This is a genomic window from Collimonas fungivorans (assembly GCF_001584145.1).
Lineage (GTDB): Bacteria > Pseudomonadota > Gammaproteobacteria > Burkholderiales > Burkholderiaceae_D > Collimonas > Collimonas fungivorans.
The window spans coordinates 1,362,193-1,383,945 of sequence record NZ_CP013232.1; the positions used below are offsets into that span (position 1 = coordinate 1,362,193).

General features: G+C 54.5%; 14 protein-coding genes. 9 read left to right on the top strand and 5 right to left on the bottom strand.

All coding sequences use genetic code 11. The features are described 5' to 3' along the window. The first annotated feature begins 38 nt into the window (after positions 1-38). Positions 39-2,912 carry an autotransporter serine protease gene (locus CFter6_RS05970; RefSeq protein ID WP_236904553.1) on the top strand — a complete coding sequence of 958 codons (2,874 nt, stop codon included), beginning with the start codon at positions 39-41 and terminating at the stop codon, positions 2,910-2,912. Positions 2,913-2,953: 41 nt separating this feature from the next. Here CFter6_RS05970 and CFter6_RS05975 read toward each other — a convergent pair whose 3' ends face one another. Next, positions 2,954-5,641, bottom strand: a complete 2,688-nt coding sequence (locus CFter6_RS05975) for a DNA translocase FtsK (RefSeq protein ID WP_417924789.1) — start codon at positions 5,639-5,641, stop codon at positions 2,954-2,956. Positions 5,642-6,473: 832 nt separating this feature from the next. Here CFter6_RS05975 and CFter6_RS05980 point away from each other — a divergent pair. Together CFter6_RS05980 and CFter6_RS05985 are read left to right on the top strand one after the other, a co-directional pair. Continuing rightward, positions 6,474-9,266 (top strand): TonB-dependent receptor, encoded by a 2,793-nt coding sequence (locus CFter6_RS05980; RefSeq protein ID WP_236904555.1) that lies wholly within the window; start codon positions 6,474-6,476, stop codon positions 9,264-9,266. 295 nt (positions 9,267-9,561) lie between these two features. Then, a complete protein-coding gene (locus CFter6_RS05985) occupies positions 9,562-10,491 on the top strand; it encodes a hypothetical protein (protein ID WP_150118645.1) in 930 nt (309 codons plus the stop codon). Positions 10,492-10,818: 327 nt separating this feature from the next. Here CFter6_RS05985 and CFter6_RS05990 read toward each other — a convergent pair whose 3' ends face one another. From CFter6_RS05990 to CFter6_RS06005, 4 genes are all read right to left on the bottom strand, one after another. After that, positions 10,819-11,319, bottom strand: coding sequence for a surface-adhesin E family protein (locus CFter6_RS05990; protein WP_150118646.1), 501 nt, complete (start codon positions 11,317-11,319; stop codon positions 10,819-10,821). Positions 11,320-11,520: 201 nt separating this feature from the next. Further along, complete coding sequence (locus CFter6_RS05995) at positions 11,521-12,444, bottom strand: bacteriophage abortive infection AbiH family protein (RefSeq protein ID WP_061539151.1); 924 nt, start codon at positions 12,442-12,444, stop codon at positions 11,521-11,523. 607 nt (positions 12,445-13,051) lie between these two features. Further along, positions 13,052-13,882, bottom strand: a complete 831-nt coding sequence (locus CFter6_RS06000; protein WP_061539152.1) for a S1 family peptidase — start codon at positions 13,880-13,882, stop codon at positions 13,052-13,054. Between the two features lie 27 nt (positions 13,883-13,909). After that, positions 13,910-14,218: a DUF2471 family protein gene (locus CFter6_RS06005; protein ID WP_150118647.1), complete on the bottom strand. Its 309-nt coding sequence runs from the start codon at positions 14,216-14,218 to the stop codon at positions 13,910-13,912. Between the two features lie 267 nt (positions 14,219-14,485). On the opposite strand from CFter6_RS06005, the gene CFter6_RS06010 reads away from it, so the two are divergent. The 6 genes from CFter6_RS06010 to CFter6_RS06035 all read left to right on the top strand — a co-directional run bounded on the left by CFter6_RS06010 (position 14,486) and on the right by CFter6_RS06035 (position 21,671). Then, positions 14,486-17,146 (top strand): type VI secretion system Vgr family protein, encoded by a 2,661-nt coding sequence (locus tag CFter6_RS06010; RefSeq protein WP_082814625.1) that lies wholly within the window; start codon positions 14,486-14,488, stop codon positions 17,144-17,146. Next, on the top strand, positions 17,127-18,062 hold the full coding sequence (locus tag CFter6_RS06015) for a glycoside hydrolase family 19 protein (RefSeq protein ID WP_061539154.1): 936 nt from the start codon (positions 17,127-17,129) through the stop codon (positions 18,060-18,062). Before CFter6_RS06010 ends, CFter6_RS06015 begins: the two co-directional genes overlap by 20 nt. A 22-nt stretch (positions 18,063-18,084) precedes the next feature. Then, positions 18,085-18,594 carry a hypothetical protein gene (locus CFter6_RS06020; RefSeq protein ID WP_061539155.1) on the top strand — a complete coding sequence of 170 codons (510 nt, stop codon included), beginning with the start codon at positions 18,085-18,087 and terminating at the stop codon, positions 18,592-18,594. A 19-nt stretch (positions 18,595-18,613) separates the two neighbouring features. Beyond that, positions 18,614-19,150 (top strand): hypothetical protein, encoded by a 537-nt coding sequence (locus CFter6_RS06025; RefSeq protein WP_061539156.1) that lies wholly within the window; start codon positions 18,614-18,616, stop codon positions 19,148-19,150. Positions 19,151-19,373: 223 nt separating this feature from the next. Further along, positions 19,374-20,354 (top strand): hypothetical protein, encoded by a 981-nt coding sequence (locus CFter6_RS06030; protein WP_061539157.1) that lies wholly within the window; start codon positions 19,374-19,376, stop codon positions 20,352-20,354. 54 nt (positions 20,355-20,408) lie between these two features. Then, positions 20,409-21,671, top strand: a complete 1,263-nt coding sequence (locus CFter6_RS06035) for a HEPN/Toprim-associated domain-containing protein (RefSeq protein WP_061542231.1) — start codon at positions 20,409-20,411, stop codon at positions 21,669-21,671. Positions 21,672-21,753: the final 82 nt, after the last annotated feature.

The window sequence follows — 21,753 nt, forward strand, 5'->3', positions numbered from 1 at the left end:
GCCTGGCCAATGATAGAAGCAAATATTCTGAGGATGTTATGAACAAGGAACTGTCTGCCGGATATTCATTGTCGGTGATCGCGATGGCTGTATCGGTCATGATTTCGGGTTGCGGCGGCGGAGGAGGCGGCAGCAGTAATCCGAGCCCTCCCGCTCCCGCGGTGCCGACCACGCCGCCTGTCGTGACGCCTCCCGCGCCTGACAACAACAGCGGCAATGCCATCACACCGCCGGTAGTGACGCCGCCAGTGCTGCCGCCGCCGATGCTCAACGTACTCGATCCCAGCAATCTCCAGGCCGCCCGCGCCCAGGGCATGACCGGCGCCGGTGTCACGGTCGGCGTGGTCGATACCGACTTCGATGTCAGCGATACCCAGCTGGCCGGACGCATCAGCAAGACCGTCTACAGCAGCGGCGGCGCCAACGGCAACATGCACGGCACGGAAGTGGCGCAGGCCCTGGCCGGCAGTACCCTGGGCGTGGCTCCCGGCGTCTTCGTGCAGGCCGCGGCGGCCGGCACCACCGGCAATAGCCTGCTGCTCAATAACCAGATCTACCAGGACCTGTTCGCCAAGGGCGTACGGATCTTCAACCAGTCCAACGGCATCAGCGCCACCGGCGCCTCGGTCGGCCAGGCGCTGGCCCTGCATGGTTTGTACCAGCCCTATGTGGCGCAGCAAGGACTGTTCATCTGGTCCACCGGCAATGACGGCGCGGCGCAACCGAATCTGAACGCCAGCCTGCCATCCCTGTTCGGCGATCTGCAAAGCGGCTGGCTGGCGGTCACCGCGGTCAACGCCGCCGGCGGCAGCAATGGTTATAGCGCCAGCGATACCGTGCCGGGGGTCATTTCCAGCTACGCCAACCGCTGCGGCGTGGCCGCCAACTGGTGCCTGGCGGCGGCCGGCGATTTCATCTCCAGCAGCAGCGGCACGCGGGTCTTCGGCACCTCGTTTGCGGCGCCGGCGGTGAGCGGCGCGGCAGCCCTGGTGCAGCAGGCCTATCCCTGGATGAACGCCGACCTGATCCGCCAGACCATCCTGTCGACGGCGACCGACATGCACTATACCGCCACCTACGGCTGGGGCTTGCTGAACGCCAGCAAGGCGGTCAACGGCCCGGCGCTGTTCGATGCACGGTTGGCGCTGGGGCCGAATGTGAACATCGCCTTCGATAACGTTTCCTCGGTGTTCAAGAACGATATTGGCGGCGACGCCGGCTTGAACAAGAGCGGCAGCGGGCAACTGACCCTGGCCGGCGCCAATACCTACCAGGGCGCCAGCAATGTGCTGGGCGGCAGGCTGAACATCACCGGCTCGGTGGCTTCCAGCGTCAATGTCAGCGCACTGGGCCGGCTAGGCGGCGATGGCGGCCGCATCCATGGCAATGTCAACAATAATGGCCGGGTCGACAACAGCGGTGCCGGCCTTACCATCGCCGGCAACTACGTCGCCACGCCGGGGGCGGTGCTGGCGAACCAGCTCAACAGCAGCTTGACGGTGGGCGGCGCGGCGATCCTGGGCAATTCGCACCTGGTCGCCACCACCCCCGGCGGCAGCACGGATCCATCCGGCTATGTAACGCAGCAGGTGGGGGTGAGCGGCAAGGTGCTCACCGCAGCAGGCGGGGTCAGCGGCCAGTTCAGCGAGGTCAGCTTCGAGGCCGATGGCGTCAGTTTTACGCCGGGCGTGTTCATTGCGGCGAACTTGTCCTACCAGGCCAGGGAAGTGGACCTGCATATCAGCCGCACCAATGTCGCCACCATGGCTGCGGCTGCGTTTAAAGGGGATGCCACCCGCAATAATGCGGCAGCCAACCTCGAGACCGGACTGCAGGCGGCGGACCAGATGGTCGCCAGCGGCAAGGTGACGGGGACCAACGGGACATTCCTGGCCAGTGCGGCTGCCCTGCAGAAGAGCGCCAGCGTCGCGGTGGCAGGACAGGTGCTCGACAGCCTGTCGGGACAGATCCACGCCTCGGCCCAGGCGCTCACTTTCCAGCAGTCGCAGACATTGAATCGCGACCTGGGCAATCGGCTGGCGGCTTTGGGCAACCAGGCGGAAGGACAGGACGGCGCCGGCTTGTGGGTCAGCGCCATCGGCGCCTCGGGCAAGCTGAACCAGAGCGGCTATGCCAGCGGCGACACGTCGTTATGGGGCGGGCAGTTCGGCGTCGATACCCGGCTCGGTACACACACCATCGTCGGCGCGGCGCTGGCGTATGCGGACAGCAAGGCCAGTTTCGACCGCCTCGGCGGCCAGGGCAAGGGGCACAGTACCGGCGTCTCGCTGTATGGCCGTCATGGCTTCGGCGACGGCGGCGCTTATGTGTCGGGCCGGGCCGGGGTGGCCAGCATCGACAGCACGGTGACGCGCACGGCGCTGATCGGCAATACCGAGCAGGACCTGGGCGCCAGCCACACCGATAGCCTGTGGTCGGCCTATATGGAGGGCGGTTATGGACTGCCGCTGTCGGCGGACCTGCGGCTGACGCCCTATGCCGGCCTGGCCTACGACCGTCTCAAGCGCGGCGGTTTTACGGAAAGCGGCGGAGTGTTCGGCTTGACGGCCGAGAGCCAGGTCTACAAACAAACAGCGGGGTTGCTGGGGGTGCGCGGCGAGAGCCGTTTCCAATGGGCTGGCGGCATGAGTGTGCTGCAGGCATACGCGGCGTGGCAGCATGCGTTCAGCGAGGGCAGCCTGGATTTCGGGGCGGCGTATGTGGGAGCGCCGGCGGCGCGCTTCACGGTGCAGGGGATAGGGCTGGCGCGCAGCAGCGGCTGGGCGGGACTGGGCTTGAGTACGACGGTCGACAGCCGCTGGGGCTGGTACCTGAACTACGATGCGCAGCTGGGCAATGGCGGGTTGCGCAACAACATGCTGGCGCTGGGGCTGCGCTTCAGGCTCGATTGATGTACCTGAACGGCGCCCGATGGCAAGGACGCCGGGTGTTTTTACTCTGTTTGCACCGGCGTCAATACTTCACGGCTGCCGTTGTGCGCCACCGAAGAAACAATTCCTGCCGACTCCATCTGCTCCACCAGCCGCGCGGCGCGATTGTAGCCGACGCGGAATTGCCGCTGCACCGATGAAATCGAAGCGCGCCGGGTACGCACCACAAACGCCACGGCTTCGTCGTACAGCGGATCGGCCTCGACGTCCTGGCTGTCGCCCAGCAGGTCTGTACTGGCACCTTCGGCAGGGACGCCGGCCAGGATCGCTTCTTCGTATTCGGGTTCGCCGAACTGCTTCAGGTGTTCGACTACCCGGTGCACTTCCGCATCCGAGACAAAAGCGCCATGCACGCGTTGCGGATAACCCGATCCCGGCGGCAGGAACAGCATGTCGCCGTGGCCGAGCAAGGCTTCGGCGCCCATCTGGTCGAGGATGGTCCTGGAATCGATCTTGGACGATACCTGGAACGCAACCCGGGTCGGGATATTGGCCTTGATCAGGCCGGTGATGACATCGACCGAAGGCCGTTGCGTCGCCAGGATCAGGTGGATGCCGGCGGCCCGGGCTTTTTGCGCCAGGCGCGCGATCAGCTCTTCGATTTTCTTGCCAGTCACCATCATCAGGTCCGCCAGCTCGTCGATGATGACCACGATCAGCGGCAGGGTGGATAACGGTTCCGGTGCATCGGGAGTAAGCGAGAATGGGTTGCTGACTTTCTTGCCGCGCATTTCGCCGTCGCGGATTTTCTGGTTGAATCCGGCCAGGTTACGCACTCCGAGCGCGGACATCAGGCGGTAGCGCTTGTCCATCTCGGCCACGCACCAGGTCAGCGCATTGGATGCCAGTTTCATGTCGGTGACCACCGGCGCCAGCAGATGCGGAATTCCTTCATATACCGACAGTTCCAGCATCTTGGGATCGATCATGATCAGCCGCACTTCTTCCGGCGTGGCTTTATACAATAGCGACAGGATCATTGCATTGATCGCTACCGACTTGCCGGAACCGGTAGTGCCGGCCACCAGCATATGCGGAGCACGGGCCAGGTCGGCGACTACCGGCGTGCCGGTGATGTCTTTGCCCAAAGCCAGCGTCAAGTGAGATACAGAATCCTGGTAAGCGGGCGACTCCAGAATCTCCGACAGCCGGATCATCTGCCGCTTCGGATTGGGCAACTCAAGCCCCATGCAGGTTTTGCCAGGAATGGTTTCCACCACCCGGATCGAAGTCAGGCCCAGTGCACGCGACAAGTCTTTCATCAGGCCGACGATCTGGCTGCCGCGCACGCCCAGCGCCGGCTCCACTTCGAAGCGGGTAATCACCGGTCCGGCGTCGGCGCCCAGCACTGTCACCGGCACCTTGAATTCTTTCAGGCGCTGCTCGATCAGCAAGCCGGTTTCCGCCAGGCGTTCAAGCGGAATATCGACCTGTTCGTTGACGGCGGCATCCAGCAAATTGAGTCCAGGCAAGTCAATGCGCAGTTCGTGCAGCGGATGAAATGAGAAATCGGCTTCGTTATTGTCGGCGAGCGCCGCCAGAGCGGCGCCTGGCGTGAGCGCAGCTGGCGCAACCTGAGTAACGGCGGCGATTGCCTGGCCCGCCGCGGCAAAGGCGGACGAAATTTCGGGCGGCATGGGCGCAGCCGGCAAATTGATAGATTCAGGCCTGACCGCATCCTGGTAGACGACGTGAGTGGGAGCAATCGGGGCAATGGCCGCATGCGTCGGCGCGGTTGCTGCTGACGGCGATGCTGGTGCATGCGTGGAGGCGGCCGGCTCGTTCACATGCGCATCGTGCCGCGCTTCGACAGCATGTGCATGTTCTGCGGCAGGTCTGGCCGGCGCTGCCTGAACGGCGCCGGTTGCAGGCGCCGGCGTGCCGACAGCAGGACGGGTGCTGATTATCGTGGTCAGCGGCGCCGGCCGATGCTGGATCCGTTCTGCCTGGCGCTGATGCATTGCATCTTTGCGTGTAGCGCTTGCAATCCGCGCCTGTTGCGCCATGGTGGCGCGCGCCCGCATCGCTGGCGTCGGGATGATTTGTTCGACCGTGGCCCATTCCGCCATGCTTCTGGCGCTGGTTTTTGTTGCAGCCGGTTTCGCCAGCGGTTTCTGTTGTTTACCGAAGACTTCAGCCAGTTCGGAACTTGAGGGCAATTGCCAGGATTTTCTGCTGCGCGGCGGGATTGCGATGCTTTCTCGCGCTCGCGCCGGCCCGGGTACGGAATGGACAGGCGCCGCGACGGTTGCAGCACGCGGCTTGCGCGGTTCAGTCGGTGTTTCCGGCTGCTGTTTTTTTAGCGGGAAGATCCGCTGCAGCAAGGGCAGCTTGGCGAATGATTTCAGCCATTCGTTTCCGAACAGCCACGATAACGCCAGAATGCCGATTACCGCCAGCGCCAGCAGGCCGCCGGCAGCCCCCAGCACACCCATGAAACCATGCGCCAGTGCATAGCCAAACAGGTCGCCGTCGGGCGGCGCCGATTCTTGCGTACGCAGCACGGCTTCCAGCGCACTGCTGCTGCACAGTATCAGCAGCGTGCCTAACCACAAACGGATGGAACCCGGACCGCGAAGCGGATTTATCCCGGACCGGCGTGCGTTGAGCACTCGTACAACCATAGGGACAAGCCAGAGCAAAGACCATCCGAACCAACTGAAAACTGCCATATGCATACTCAAATTCAACGAAAAATCGACGTCCGGAAATCTATGTGTTTGTGCAATTCCTGCGACAGGAACAGGTCGGGCCGCGCAGGTCTGGCCGCGTAGGCCTGGCGGGGCAGGTCCTGCCGGAGTAGGCCCGCCATTTGCCCGGAGCAAGGGTGACCTGATCAGGTTGTGGGACGTCCTTAAATGAAAGTAGGTGATATTAACCGAAAAGCATCAGGCTTTCTCGTCCGGTTTGCCATCTACGGCCCGGTATTTGTGTAGACAATTGTGCAATAAAATCACAACCGCCAAAACGGGAATTTGTAACTTCCACGCCAACTCCCTGTAACAACTTTGTTTCATCTCCGACCGGCGCCATCGCGTGCTTTGCTGCAAAGCACAACAAATGTATGCAAATAGCGGCATCAACCTATTATTTCTGCGTATTTGTTTATGCAATATTGTGCTTTTACGACAAATTTGGCGTTTTTTGACAATCCGCTGTCGTAAATTTGTAACGCAATATGACTATTTGTAACCCGGCCAAATAATTTGTAACAAAAAATATTATCTTTAGGATAGATTAGCAACGCAGTGTCTTGGTGCATGGCAATAGCCGGTACCGAAGATGCTGTGTTGCCGTTGTCAGCACCGCGCAAGCGAGGCGGGTAGCGGCAAACCTGGGGGCCAGATGATGAAAAAACCGTCGGGTACGTCGGGTTGATTCTTGGGTTTGTCTGTCTGTGCGGAATCGTAGCAGAGGTCAAAACGCAAATTACGTCGTCCACAAGGCGATTTAATCAGTCTGGTTTGATTACACAAATAATTAAATTCTCAACTCTAAAATTATCGATAGGGAGTGTTGCATATGATCAGGGAACGGAAATTGTCGCAGGCGCTACGCCAGGTGTTTTTTACCAGCGGGGTAGTGGTGGGCATCGGATTAATGGCTCAACCTGTACAGGCGCAGGAGACAAACGACGACAAACCGATGGGACGTGTTGAAATCACCGGCTCCAACATCAAACGTACACAGCAGGAAGGAGCTGCATCGACGCAGATCCTGACGCGCAAGGACATCCAGCAGTCGGGCAAGACCTCGGTAGCCGATGTGGTGCGCAGCCTGTCGGCCGACAACAACGGCTCCATCAGCGGTTCATTCACCAACGGCTTCGCCGGCAGCGCCTCGGGCGTTTCGCTGCGCGGACTGTCAGTCAACTCCACCCTGGTCCTGATCAACGGCCGCCGCACTGCGCCTTACGGCCTGGGCGATGACGGCCAGCGCAACTTTGTCGACTTGAACACGATCCCGCTCGGCGCGGTGGACCGCATCGAAGTGCTGAAGGACGGCGCTTCCGCGATCTACGGTTCGGATGCGATTGCCGGCGTGGTCAACATCATCTTGCGTGAAACCTATGAGGGCAAGACGATCTCCGGATCGCTGGGCACATCGGGCCATGGCGACGGTACCTTGAGAAGCGCATCCGGCACCTTCGGTTTCGGCAATCTGGAAACCGACAAGTACAACTATTTCTTCAGCATCGACGCCAAGCAGAGCAACCAGATCCTGCAAAAGGACCGGCCGGAATACCTGGGAACAGCCGACGCCCGTCCATGGGGCGGCCGTGACCAGCGCGCCGGCGCCACTACCACCAGCAATACCGGCGGCAGCAGTTTTGTCGGCACCGTACGGCCGGTCACTGCCGGCGGCGCCACCATTCCTGGCCGCGGCATCCAGAATCTGCCCGGCTGCGCCAGCATCGACACCGGCACATCGATCAATGGCGGCGGCGGCTGCCTGTGGGATCCAATCAAGGGCGGCTACCAGACGGTGCAGCCGGAAACCCAGAATATCAACCTGTTCGGCCGCGGCACGCTGCAAATCAACAACAACATGCAAGCCTATACCGAACTCGGCTTGTTCAACTCCCAGGCCAAGACCATCAATACGCCGTCCGGCCTGACCAGTGCCGGCTTCGACCTGGTCAACAACCGCGTTATCAACTCAGGCACAGGCCCTGGCCAGCTGCTGCTGCCTATCGGCCATCCGGACAATCCGTTTCCTGCCAACCGGGCTCGCCCGCGCTGGGCCGATCCGGACCGTCCGCGCACTTCCGACCTCGATACCACTGTCACACGCCTGTTGGTCGGCGTGAAGGGAACCAGTTTCGGCTGGGACTATGACAGCGGCATCTTGTACGCGCAGAGCAAGACCCAGCGTACCCAGAACGGCTATTACCGCGCCAGCGCATTGCAGACGGCGGTCAACGATGGTTCTTTCCGTATCGGCCAGGCTGGTGCACTGAACAGCGCAGATACGCTGGCTTTTGTGTCGCCTGAACTGAAAAACTGGGCAACCACCAAGCTCGCTTTGTGGGACTTCAAAGGCACCCGTGAGTTCGGCCAGCTGCCGGGCGGACCAATTGGTATAGCGATCGGCGGTGAACTGCGTCACGAATCAACCGTCAGCGAAGCGACGCCGTACACTGACATCAACGATATCGTCGGCCTGGGTTATGCCGCGGCCAGGTCTTCGCGCAACATCAGTTCCCTGTACACGGAACTGGCGCTGCCGGTCCTCAAGCAGCTGGAATTCCAGCTTGCCTTGCGTACCGACCAGTACTCCGATTTCGGCAACTCGACGACACCGAAGGTAGGCTTCAAATTCACCCCGATCCAGCAATTGGCCATCCGCGGTACATATGCGGAAGGGTTCCGTGCGCCAGGACCGGCTGAAAGCGGCGATAGCGCAGTTTCTGCTTTCACCACTTTTACGCGTGATCCGGTGCGTTGCCCTGCCACTGGCCTCTCCGCGGACTGCGCGGACGGCAAGAATGTCGGTGCGGTGACGGTCGGCAACAAGAACCTGAAGCCGGAAAAATCCCAGAGCTACAGCCTGGGCTTCATCCTGGAGCCGATCAAGAACACCAGCGTGTCGGTGGACTACTGGCGTATCGTTCGCAAGAATGAAATCACCGGCTCTGACGCCGCTTCCATCATTGCAGACCCATCGAAATTCCCTGATGCGACTGTGGTGCGTGGCGAGGCGACTTCAGACTTCCCTGGCCTGGCCGGTCCTATCCTGCTGGTCAAGGCGCCGTATATCAATGCCGGCCAGACTCGCACCAGCGGCATCGATATCGACCTGCGCAGCCGTTTTGACCTGAATTCTTACGGTCGCATGACTGCCGGCCTGACAGTGTCGCAAATGTTCGAGTTCAAGCGTACCACCAATGGCGTGACACAGAACTTCGTCGGCACGCACGGCGATACCAACTTGTCCGGCAACGGCGGCACACCGCGTACCCGTGCTTCGGCTTCGCTGGCATGGGACCGTGGCCCGTTCAACGTGACTACTTCGGTCAACTATGTCAGCGGTATCGAGGACAGGAACGAAGCAGGGGGCGAATGCCTGGACGTCGATCCTGTCACCGGCAATCCTCTGATGAACTGCCGGGTTGCCTCGTTCACTACAGTTGACCTGTTCGGCCGCTGGGATGTGAGCAAGCAATGGCAGGTTACTGCTGCGATCGCCAACATATTTGACCGCCTGGCGCCGCTCGACGTGCAAACCTATGGCCGTATCAACTACAACCCGTCGCTGCATCAATCCGGCGCGGTAGGCCGCTACTTCACTTTGGGTGCTCGCTACACCTTCTAAGTTCTGTAGCTAACTGATCGAAACAAAAACGCCAAGGAGGTTCGCTTCTCTGGCGTTTTTTTTCGGCTGCAGATCGGTTAACTCTGGTTTGTAAACATTTCTGAAGAACTGAATTTTCCGCAATCTCGTTGGTCATCGTTGCGCACGCCTGCAGCAGCCATTGCTCCCGGTTGGGCGCGAGCATGGCCGCAGCGGTCCGCGGGCAATCCTGCGGCCTTACCTAGACAGGGATGACGATATGGAAGAGAAAAGCTTATCGCGCACGACTTCAGTTCAACTCGATAGACAAACGATCATGACAGCACGGATGAGCTTTGCGGCGGACCCGGAGCAGAAGGCGCGCTGCCTGGAGCGCTTGCGTGGGGCGCAGCTCGGTCCGGATAACCAGCCGTCGGATTGCGCGGCAGGGGGTAAGCATAGATTCAGCGAAGAGCTCGGCGTACCGGAGACGCTGGCGGTGATCATCGACGTGCTGTGCTGGCTGCGCCAGGCGGATGGGAAAATCAGCGCCCGCGAGCAGGCAATTGCATTGGTGGAAGCCATCCCGGTAGGCGCCGACCTCGGCGCCGTTCCATATAACTATGCGCATTGGCTGCTGCACGATATGCAATGGGGCATTACGCAATATTGCCAGGCAGGACAGTTGCAGGCATTGTCGGCCCAGCTTAAAGCATTGCACGACCAGGAGCTTGCCGGCGTGGCCGTAGACGACAGCACATGGCGCGAGCTCGAGCAGGAAGCCGTCGGCGAGGCGGGAGAAACAGGAGAAGGAGACCGCCAGTATCTGGAGAGCCTGCTTGGCAGCGTCGCCAGTCCCTTGAGGCGGATCAACGCCGAGCAAATGGGAAAATTGTGCGGAGGCGCCGCGTATTTTGCCGGGGAGCAGGCCAAGGCCAGTTACTGGACGGACAGCGAACAAGACCAGCTGGATGATTTGTATGACGCTTTTCGCGCCAGCGTCGAACAAACGCTGGGGCCGCGTCCGCCGGCCGAGCAAACTGCCGAGCTGAGCGCCTGGCTCCGGCAAGAGCAGGCCATGGACGCCGCATGGGAGAAAAAGATGCGGCGGCAGCAACGCCTGTTATGGCGGCGCTGGGATGCGTGGGGAGAAAAGCAGGCTTCGCTGTACGCAGCCTTTAATGAGTCGGCCGTCGATCTCTTGCTGACGCAGTTCAAGCTGGCACCGCGCCGGAATGTTTTTGCTCCTAGCCAGCAGTTGCACTGACTGGCATGTTGCGTCAGCACGAGAAGCGGGGCCTGATCTGCAATCCGGTTGGATAAAAAAACGCCGGCTATTTCTAGCCGGCGTTTTATACCGCATGTTGCTGGTGGCCCCCCCAGAGTCGAACTGGGCACCAACGGATTATGAGTCAAGGGCGCAGAATGCGCATAAGCTGCAAAGCCGCGCCAGGCAACAACTACTGTTTGCGCATTCAGCGCGTGAAAAACACTGAATGCGCCTAGTTGGTCAAAAAAACCCCACTTGAATAAGCTTCGCTAGCTCAGCTTTGATCCGCCAGCTTTGCAAAAGCGAGAAGATAAAGAAGAGTGGCTATTTAGGAGCGGGGTCGTTCTTTTGCATATCCATCCAAGTGAAGAAATTAGCGGAATGGGTGTATACATCGTTGTTAATGGCCGGAAAATACAAATCCGCGTGAGTCGCCAGTGGAAAATCTTTTAGGCAGACTGCTTTTATAAAACCATCGGCAATAGAGTCCGGGACGATTTCGTTTTCTTTGCTGGCGACACTGGTGGTAGTCCTGACTGAGCGGTCTTTGTTATAAGTCACCATCGTCAAAATCTTTAAGGTTCTTGAGCTGCAATTGAATTGCTCCCTAAGTGCTGTACTGAAGCTACCATCAGCGTCCGCTACCGACGGGTTTTGTACTTGTTTAATCCAGAGAGTGACGTAATTGCCGCTTTTTGCGATAGTCTCGGCGTCGAAGAAATAGGTTGCGTTGGCCGCAGTTGTGGTGAACACATTCCAGGTCGCAGCATGTACAGGTAATGTTAGTAATAAAATTGCACCGACTAATGCGGCTCTTGGTAACATAAATTCGCTCCCCATTTTCTGAATTTTTCTTTTGAAACTAGCAACTTTAATTATTGTAGGAACAGCGCGTGAGAACTATTGAAATTTTTGTTATTAAACAATATGTCAAGGGGCTCGGGTAGTCAAGAAAAGTGCCGATGCTTAACATCAGATTCAACTTGGAAACAGCCGGTTTATGGGCACGGTTACCTGCTTCGGCTTCTACTTATATAAAACGTCCCAGGATACGGTAGCTATCAGATGCTCTGGAACGCCTAGTGCTTCTATTGCAGCCTGTTTTTTCGGTTTTTCCTTCTCGTTGCGGCAAGCCACCGTCCAGTGTGTAGTGGATACGTCGGTCGCTTTGACAATTGCCTGTAAATAGGGCAAATCCACTACAGACAATGAGTGGCCTAGTACGAAGATTTTTTTTATTTTTCCGGATTTTGCGAAGAATGCTTGATTCTCCAGAATGATTTTCGTTGACGGCTTAAACGTAGCACTGAAGAAGTCATCCACAATGCCATATGCTTCAGTCACTCTAGTATCTTGATCTTCAATGTCAGGGTGATCATTTAATGATTTTTTGGTTCCAGGGCCCCACGCATGACCGAGCACTAATTCGGCGTCCTTATTAGCCCCCTCGCCGTGAATGTGTAAGATGTTCGCCGCTGGAATCGAATAGACGGACGCTAGCGTTGACGTGTAGTTAAAGGTTAAATAGAGTCCGTTTTTGTCGAGAGAAGATAGTCGATTTGGTGCACTTGCAGCGTCAGGAATTGTAATTTTCCGAATCCAATTTGCAAATTGAGTTCTTAAATTTCCTGATAGATCTCCGGCAATTTTTTCAATTTCATATTGAAAATCATGATGTCCTGAATCACTCCAATCGTCGGCACCATATGACGAAAGAAATTGAGAGCAATCGTCGATCATGCTATCGACGTCAGCTTCACCCAATGCCATTTCAAGATTCGCCCAATCGTTCTCTAAATCATTGTCGTTGCGCGTGGGGAGGTACGCTTCGATATGCTCGAATAGGTCGCGATCTTCTTGCTCAACAAACGCCCTGAAGTCGCGGTAATTAGAGCGAATTTCATGGTGCAGATCGAAGCCATTACCAATGATATATAGAGCTGTATCCATTCGGCATCAACTATAGAATTGAAAGATATAGATATTAGGCAACTTTACGCCCTTAAAGTAGTAAATCGCTAAAATAAAGTACCCCCTCGGGGAAAACATAACCTTCATAACCTTTTGCTGGAAATGGCTGAAAATCCTTACTGCATAAGGCTTTGCAAGATTCAGCAAACTATAACTTCGGGATAACCTTGGCATAACTAGGTTATAAAGTTAAAGATAATTCTTATAAAAATAAATAACTATATAAATCAATAGCTTAGGGTCTGGTTATGTTTTCGGTTATCAAAAGTTATAGTTCAACCATAACCACCAAAATCTATATAAAACAAAGGCTTACAGTATAGGAAGTCCCTAGGTTATAAAGGTTATGCTTTCCCCGAGGTCAAACCTGAAATCGGTTTTCCATCGCCGACGCCAGAACTCCCTTTTTACCCCTCACGCGTGCGTCATTTTGCGTCACTTTTTTGCGACGTATTTTCGCCCCTTCGACGCTAGGTTTCTCCTATGTGCGTCACTTCAACAAAATTTGAGTCGAAACCGCCCAATTTAGCGGGCAGGCGTGGCGGGGGGATGACTGCGTGCGCCAGCTCTCAGTCTCGTTTCTATATCAGGAAGAAATTCGGGGTGAAAATCCAATGAAATCTAAATCGGCCAGTTCCTTTATTGTTCGGGTACGGGCATGTGCTTCATTTGGCAAAACTGTATTCTTAATTGAAAGATCTAAAATTCCCGCAATTCCAGTGTGATATGCAACAGCGCCTTCAATGCTAGAACAATTCACCGCGAAAACTCTTCCTTGACTGTCGAATACTGGGCCGCCGCTTGTTCCCCCATAGATTGGTACGTCCGATTCATAGCAGGGAAAAGGAAGCATTACCCTGTCCCGCCCATTTGGGTAGTACTCGCGCAAAATACCCCCCGTAATCCTTGACCGCCAGGTCATCCTCACTTCTCGTTGCGGATCTTGCGCAAAGTAGCCGCTAAATTCAAAGGTCGATTTATGCATGGGCGAGCCTACTTCGTTCGTTAAGTTTTGTTCACTCCCGTGGAATGCATGTGTTGCGATAGATGTTCCAATAGCAGGGACTTCTAGCGTAAGCGCCAACGCCATTGTTGGAATATCGTCTTCAGCTTGATTGGTAAATTGAGTAGTTTCGGACAGAGCAAGATCATAGATGGGATGAAACGAAGTGTGCTGAAGTGGTCGAACAATCATGCCGACCCCATCCATCATCTGTATCGCTGCGATCATTCCTTTATCCACTCCATCCTGACCAATGTTTTCGCGGATAACGTGCGCAGCTGTTATTAGTACGCCGGTCTGAGTGATGAAGAATCCTGTTCCGATTAATTTTCCTTCGCCCGGGGGCGATAAGGTAAACAGTGGAACAATTGCTCCCCAAACTATGTGCGCAGTCTCATTGGTGATGGTCGGCATATTAGGGAAATCCTCGTAATTGCAAAATTAGATACGATGATACGCCTCGTAGATCATGGAGAACGCGCAGGCAATTGCGCTTGATTCGCCAAAATCAACCTGCTCGTCATTCAGCGGGTATTTGAAAACCCCAGAGTGCTTAATCAAATTGATGTATGCCGGTTGTAGATCTTTCGAACTGTTCAATTCAGCCAAAACCTCGTCTTCAATGGAATGGATTAGTCGCCAGGTGAGAGGGAGCCCCTCCGTGCGATGGCGGGCGACTGCCGTGTAGATAATTGGCTTGGCGCGGGCAATCACTGCATCAAATTCGTTCATGTCGGTAAGGCGCATCATTTTCCCCAAAGTGCAAATGTACTGTATGTACATACAGTATAAACGCTTATCGTCTTTTTGCTACCCGGGTTAGAACAGTCTTGCTGTCGCAGATTGCCAACAAGAGTGTGAACTCTTGCAAAATTCGCTATTCGTTAATATTTCTCCTTGGTAACTAAAGACATAGGCAGTTATGATTTAGTGAAATATTTATCAAGTAAAATGCCAATAGAGTTTGTTGTTAAAAAATCATAATGATGACGTTGATTTAGTTTCCAGGGGCCTCGCATGAGCAGTGTGTTCAAGTCTTTGATAATGGGGCGTCAGCATGGCCGCATATTGCGGCTCTCTTTCCCGCATGATGATGGTCCACAAGCCCAACTCCTGGTCAACAAACTCGATGGAATAGAAAGCCTGTCTCGCGACTTCGAATTCAACGTCGAATTGATATCTGACGATCCGGCATTGGCGCTCAAGGACCTGCAAGGCAAGCTGTTCAGCGTAGAGCTGGTGCGGGCAGATGGCAGCCTTCGATATTTCAGCGGTTTTTGTTTTGAGTTCCGTTTGACCAGGACCGATGGCGCCATCACGTTCTACCAAACCAAGCTGGGTCCGTGGCTGCAGTATCTGCGGCTGCGTAAAGACAATTACATTTTTCACGGCAAGACGCTACGCGAGCAGACGGAAAACATTTTCAGCGACTACGGCACCCATCCCGACTGGGATTTTCAAGTTCGCGGTGAAGATGCTGTAATGACGGACGCCTGTCAGTTCGGCGAGAGTGATCACAATTATTTGCATCGTCGCTGGGAGGCCGCCGGCTGGTCGTACTGGTACGAACATACCGAAAAGGGTCACAAGCTGATCCTGACCGACGATACCACACGGGCCGCGGCCGTCGACAATGGCCCCGACATACGCTTCCAACGCCACGGCGGCGCGACCGAAGAAGACGGCATAGGCGACTGGTCGCCGGTGCGGCAGATCGTGCCAGGCAATGTCACGCTGGCGGGATTCAATTTCAAAAGGCCCGTTCCGGTCAGCGCAGGCGTACCGACCCTGAACAAGCAAGGCAACGTCCTTGATATCGAGTCCTATGAATATACCGGCGCCTATGGCGCCAAGGATGCCGGGGATGCGGATAAATTGGCGCGGCTGCGCATGGAAGAAATCGAAGCGGCCGGCAAGCACTTCGAGGCGGCAGGCAATAACCGCTCGGTCCTCCCTGGGCGTTATTTTCGTCTGACCAGCCACTTTGCCTTCAATCCCTTCGGCAGCAATGAAGAGGCCGGGAAGAGTGAGTTCCTGATCCTGTCGGTTCATCATGTAGCCATCAACAATTACCTGCAGCAGGCCGATGAAAAGGCAGACTATAGCAACCGCTTGACCTGCATCCGCAAAATGATTCCATGGCGGCCAGGCCGCGGTTTCAATAGTGCCGCCACTACAATCCTGGGGCCGCAAACCGCCACGGTAGTCGGTCCCTCCGGACCGGACAGCATCCACACCGATGAATACGGCAGGATCCGTGTGCAGTTCCATTGGGACCGCATCGGCAACAACGACGAAAAGAGTTCGGCCTGGGTGCGTGTCGCCAGTTCGTGGGCCGGCAGCCAGCTCGGCGCCAAAGCGATTCCCCGGGTTGGCGCCGAAGTGATCGTGATGTGGCTGGACGGTAATCCGGACCGCCCGCTGGTGACTGGCGCTGTCTATAACCAGCGCAATATGCCGCCATGGAAACTGGCGACGCAACAGGCGTTGATGGGATTGCGCAGCCGCGAGCTGACGCCCAACGGTGGCAACGCCGCCGGCGGCCGCAGCAATCACCTGATCCTGGATGATACTAACGCCAAGATCCAGGCGCAGCTCAAGAGCGACCATCAGCACAGTCAGCTAAGTTTAGGCAACATCACCCGTATCGAAGACAATGCGGGCCGCAAAGATGCGCGTGGCGAAGGCTGGGAGCTGCGCACTGACGGCCATGGCGTGGCGCGTTCGGCCAAGGGCATGCTGATTACCACCGAGGGCCGTGGCAACGCAGCGTCGCACATGAAAGACATGGGTGAGACTGTACAACGGCTGACATCTGCGCGCGACCAGCATGAGACTCTGGCAGAGATGGCGCAGCAGGCGGGTGCCCAGGACAAACAGGGGCAGCAAGCCGACATCGCGAAAATTCTTAAAGCCCAGAATGATGCGGTGAAAGGCAATGGCACAGGCAGCGACAGCACTTTCCCTGAATTGTCGGAACCGCACCTGGTGCTGGCCAGCCCCGCCGGTATCGAGTCCACCACCAGTGGTAGCACCCATATTGCCAGTGGTGACCATACCGCCATCACAACGGGCAAGAGCCTGTCGATTGTCAGCGGTGGCAGTTTGTTTGCCAGCATCCGCCAGACATTCCGGTTGTTTGTTCAAAAGGCTGGAATCAAGATGGTGGCTGCAGCCGGTGACATCGAGGTACAGACGCTGACCGATAGCATCAACCTCCTGGCAAAACTGAACATCAGCCAAACCGCGAATCGCATCACGATCACGGCTAAGGAAGAAGTGATGATTAATGGCGGCGGTAGTTACGCCAAGTTCAACGCCGGCGGAATCGAGCATGGCACCAATGGCGCCTATGTTGCGTATGGCGCGACGCACAGTTTGCCAGGCGCAAAAAATCTACCCGTGGTCATCAACCCTACGACAGCGGAAATAAACGGCCATAGCGCGCAATTTGTTCTGAAGTCGACTAAGGGCAAGCCGCTAGCGAACTATCCCTATGTCATGGAATCCGCTGAAGGACATCGTTTTGAAGGTTTTACAGACAAGGATGGGAAAACTGAGCGTGCCTATACGCCACAGGCAGTCAAATTTTCTGTAAAGAAGAACCCAAAAATCGTGGACAACGATATTCAAACACCTGAAAGAGCAGACCGGGATCATGACGAATTCGACGAATGAGCCACTAGGCACAACGACGGCTGACAAAGATCATACGAAAGTCGAAGAGGTAGCCGTCGCATGTGCATGTAACCGCGATATCACGCTGGACGAATTGCGAGAGGCATATCCTGAACGGAAAAAGGAAGTTTTAGAAAAATTTCTTCCCGACTTAAATGCAACGCTGACGACCTATGAGATAACCAGTTGCCTGAAAAAGGTTCATTTTTTGGCTCAGGTAGGACATGAATCGTCAGAGTTTCTTTTCACGGCAGAGATACTCAAGAAAGGCGTTGACGAAAAAGATGTCTATGACGGTTACAAAGGTCGAGGCCTAGTACAGCTGACGTGGAAGAAAAACTATACGTCCTATGGTACTGCCGTGAAAACTGATTTTCTTGACGCAAACAAGGTCAAACTTGAGGAAGTAAAGTGGGCAACAGATTCAGCTGGCTGGTATTGGAGAAATGCCGGAAGTGGACACGATATCGACTTAAATCCATTTGCGGATCAAAATGATATCGTCTATATATCGGCGGCTATCAATGGGGGATTTAACGGCTATGAAGGCAAATCAACGTCTCGGCTGAAGCTGTTAAAAAACGCCGTCGCCGCCTTGCACGTTAAAGCTTGCCCACAACTCGAAGCACTATTTAGCACCTTCCCTGAGGCCGAGAAATTTGACTATGATTCGTATCCACTAGAAAAAAGCAATGCTTACGACGTTCACGATATGTCATTTGCTTGGGGATATTGGCACGATCCAAAGTCAAAGATGGAAGGTGTAAAAAAGGATTCAGCACAAGCAAAAATTGGCTATAGTCGATATCTTGAACTACTTGAATCCCACCCATCAAAGGCAAAACTTGGGCGGTTTGGCATGACGCGGGCTAATATGAAGAAGCACGCGGAAAAACGAGTCGGTGAATTGCCATAAGATTTTTACTAAAGGACGGTATATGAAATTTTTCGCTCCATTTTTTCTCATTTTTTTGAGCAGCTTCGCGATGGCCGATAGTCAAAAAATTGGCACCGATGTCGCTGATGAAGTGATTCGAAAAATAGATGCGGAAAAAATTGCCGATGGCATTTATACCCCATCCGCTTTTCAGTTTATAAAAAAAGACCAAAGCACGCCGACATGTTTACTTGTCGATAAAAATAATTCAAATGCCATATTGGAGATAATGGCTCCGGAAGAAATGGAATACCCCAACTGCAACAAAATTTGGAAACCGATTATTGCAAAAGTCGGTAGCGATTATTTTGCCGCGTATAGGTACGACGTTGAAGATCCGAAAAAAGTGTTCACTGCTTCGTACCAGCTGATAAAGATCACGAAAGATGGTTTTTACAAGTGCAAAGAAGATGATTCCATTAGTGAGCGTCTCCAGAAGAAAAAAGCGAGAACCGAAACCACAATTAAAGACGTCATTAAACTGACAGGTTGTACCCCCACCCCGTTATAAATGAAATTGATGATTGTAAATGGCGAATCTTTTGGGGTCAGATCAACAGGGGGGAAATTTGGAAGCAGCATCTTGGGGCGTCATAGGTACGGTGGTTGGTGCAAGCGCCAGCATAGCTACCACTGCTATCTCTAATTGGAATGCTTTTCGCCTACAAAAAGGTGCAAATGCATTGGAGCGCGCTGAGCGTGCGAGAGCCTTTCAACGTGAGAATTTATTGAATGCGCAAGAGATTCTTCAGGATTTAATGCGTTTAATGGTGCGCACTCATTTCGCAGACATGGCTGCATATCGAGAGACACGAGAATGGGGGAAAAATATTCTCGGTGATGAAATTAGCGAAAATACTATTCTTTCAAATCGAAAAATTTCTGCGCTTATTGTACGAGTCGCCGATGATGCGTTGCGAGGACGACTGAAAGACTTGCATGGCAAGATAAATGCTGTTAGCTCTGCAATTTCAAAAGACCAAGCGGAAAGAATGTACAGCAACCTGCCAGACGTTTATGAAAGTGCAATGGAACACTTGGGGAGTGTCCTTCGCGACAATTATTGACCGGCATTGGCAATCTTGCCAATGCCTTTGGAAATGCCATGTCTCCTGCATCCGAACTCGTGAGACATGAATTTGTAGTAGTTCAGATTTGACCTGATAGTAGGAGTCAAATAGGTTAAAGTCCTTCGCGTTGACAATCGACCATTAGCTGCTTTTCGAAAATTCGTGCTGACTGTCTTCGACTTACACGCATGCCAATCTCACTGGATATGGGAAAACTACGATGGGACGAAAATCACAAATAAATTTTCTCCAAACTATTTTCCCGCCATTTACGAACCGTAATGTCGAACTGCTTGTTAGCAAGGCGAACGAGCATATTGCACAGCATCTGCGACAGAGCAAGTTCTATATGATTGCTGCGCGCGCGCAGGCCAGCTTCGTAAATCATCGCGTGGATCTGAAAAGAGCGACAATTTACTTGGAAATACAGGTTGGGACAGAAGTAGTCGATGCCGGTGTGGTTCACCTTGCAAAATGCAAAGAACTTCCTGACAACTGTACGGTTAAGGTTACTGACGAAGCTGTGCTTTTGGGAGGCACAAAAAAGGGCACGCATGTAAAAGTATGGCTCACGCCTGATTCAGTGTATTGGCAAATAGCTCGTGGTAGTCCCTACTTGGAAGGCTTTACACGTCATGATCTGGTTTGTAACTACGACCTTTTATATGTTGGTATCGCCAAGCAACAGGACAGCTATCAGCGCCTCATAAAAGATCCCCATCATGGACGCCTCAAAGTATTGTCGGAGGAACGCTCGCGAAAGCCGGGTGCTCATCCGTCTGACGAAACGATCTTATTCCTCTTCGACATAGAGCCGTTTATGATTCAAACCATAACAGCGGAAGATGACGACCATGAGTTCTTTCAAGGAGCAATGCCCGCTAAGGTGGTCGCTGATGCTGAAAAGGCGTTCGTAAGCCTGCTGGACCCGCATTACAACGTTACGAAATTTCAGAACTATCCTAAAGGCAAAGATGGTCTATACGGGGAGGGGCTGAATAATTACGGCTACGTCCTCAACGAGAACTTCAGATTCAAGACCGCCACTGAGCTATTCAAGGGGTTTTGGAGCGAGGCGGGCTTTGACAACCGCCAAGACTCCATTTTTGTAGAAGGGGACCAAGTCGAACTGCACTACGGGGATGCCACTGAAGAGCCTCCCATTCCAGGAGTGAAGTGTACTAACTCAGACTTGACCTGACACAATCTGTCAATATACATGGCGCCAAGCTTGGCGTACTTAGCGGAGCATGACGTGGGGACAGTAATCCATTTGGAAGTCAGTGGTGTAAGCATCGATTGGTCGAAGAACAACCCTGGCACAGATCACCGCTCCTTGTTTCAGAATGGTGACCGCACTAAGCTCCCTTCTGAAGAAGCGGACAACGAATCCGACGCGACTTACCCCGAGTACGACGCCCTTTCCCGTACATTGGCCCGGATTCTTCCCCGACTAGACCTAATGGGCTGGACGCTAGATGCCGCACGAGCTGAGTACAATGCACTCGTAGGTGACCAAAGTGAGATTGCCGAAGAATGTGTCCAGGATAATCCCGGCGTAATGACTTTTGAGGAATTTTGCGCCTTTGCGGGGCGTTATTGCCTTAAAGATCTTGACGATACTTACATCGAACGCAGTGACGAAAGGGATTCAATCGTAAAAGGAAGGTTTCATGCAGACGAAGCGGAAATGGACAGACTTCCAATGTCCTACGACTCATTGTATTGGTCAGAAAAATCTTACTTTGCATCGAGAGTCGTTCTACTCAGCCCTTATTCTATGATGCAAGTGTTCGGGCAAGGCGAATTAAACTTGGACTCTGAAGTTGTCTGGAGGTATGGCCCCCTAGTCGATGCAGGCTGGGCTTCCGTTTCGGACTTTGCGGCGGGCGCGAGTCGCCAACAGACGATCTTGGTCGCCACCGAGGGAACTACTGACTCCCGCATTCTGAAGCGAGTCTTCAGCACGTTGCGTCCCGACATAGCGGATTTTTTCCAGTTCGTCGACGTTGATGAGAAACACCCGTTCTGGGGCACGGGTAATTTGGTTAAGTTCGCGGAAGGTCTTGTCCGCATCGATATCCAAAACAAGGTCTTATTCGTTCTGGACAATGACGCAGAAGGGGTAGACGCGCTCAAGCGCCTTAGCGATCTACAGATGCCGCCGAACATGCGCGCAATCCTGCTCCCCGATCACGAAGCATTTTGCAGCTTCCCCGCGATGGGTCCGGAAGGAACCAGAAATGCAAATATCAATGGACGTGCGGCGGCGATCGAATGCTATCTAGATCTACGTCTGCCAAATTATGGCCCGCCGGTTGTTCGATGGAGCAACTACAAGAAGGATATCGACGCTTGGCAGGGAGCGCTGGAGTACAAGGAAACCTACATGCGTCATTTTCTTGAGCAACCGCCCGAAGCGCTCCGAAATGATGGCTATGACACTGCAAAGCTCGAATGCGTGCTGGAAGCGATCACCGTTCAAGCGAAACTGTTGCAGCAACATCGGCTTGATTAGACCTAAATGCGCCAGAACGCGCGCACGGCGCTCAACAATCGTCGGGGATACGATAGTCGTCCGACAGCTTGCGCTGCACTGC

Coding starts and splice junctions, on each gene's coding strand:
- CFter6_RS05970 (WP_236904553.1), top strand. CDS start 39: ATGAACAAGGAACTGTCTGCCGGATATTCATTGTCGGTGATCGCGATG.
- CFter6_RS05980 (WP_236904555.1), top strand. CDS start 6,474: ATGATCAGGGAACGGAAATTGTCGCAGGCGCTACGCCAGGTGTTTTTT.
- CFter6_RS05985 (WP_150118645.1), top strand. CDS start 9,562: ATGACAGCACGGATGAGCTTTGCGGCGGACCCGGAGCAGAAGGCGCGC.
- CFter6_RS05990 (WP_150118646.1), bottom strand. CDS start 11,319: ATGTTACCAAGAGCCGCATTAGTCGGTGCAATTTTATTACTAACATTA.
- CFter6_RS05995 (WP_061539151.1), bottom strand. CDS start 12,444: ATGGATACAGCTCTATATATCATTGGTAATGGCTTCGATCTGCACCAT.
- CFter6_RS06000 (WP_061539152.1), bottom strand. CDS start 13,882: ATGCCGACCATCACCAATGAGACTGCGCACATAGTTTGGGGAGCAATT.
- CFter6_RS06005 (WP_150118647.1), bottom strand. CDS start 14,218: ATGATGCGCCTTACCGACATGAACGAATTTGATGCAGTGATTGCCCGC.
- CFter6_RS06010 (WP_082814625.1), top strand. CDS start 14,486: ATGAGCAGTGTGTTCAAGTCTTTGATAATGGGGCGTCAGCATGGCCGC.
- CFter6_RS06015 (WP_061539154.1), top strand. CDS start 17,127: ATGACGAATTCGACGAATGAGCCACTAGGCACAACGACGGCTGACAAA.
- CFter6_RS06020 (WP_061539155.1), top strand. CDS start 18,085: ATGAAATTTTTCGCTCCATTTTTTCTCATTTTTTTGAGCAGCTTCGCG.
- CFter6_RS06025 (WP_061539156.1), top strand. CDS start 18,614: ATGGCGAATCTTTTGGGGTCAGATCAACAGGGGGGAAATTTGGAAGCA.
- CFter6_RS06030 (WP_061539157.1), top strand. CDS start 19,374: ATGGGACGAAAATCACAAATAAATTTTCTCCAAACTATTTTCCCGCCA.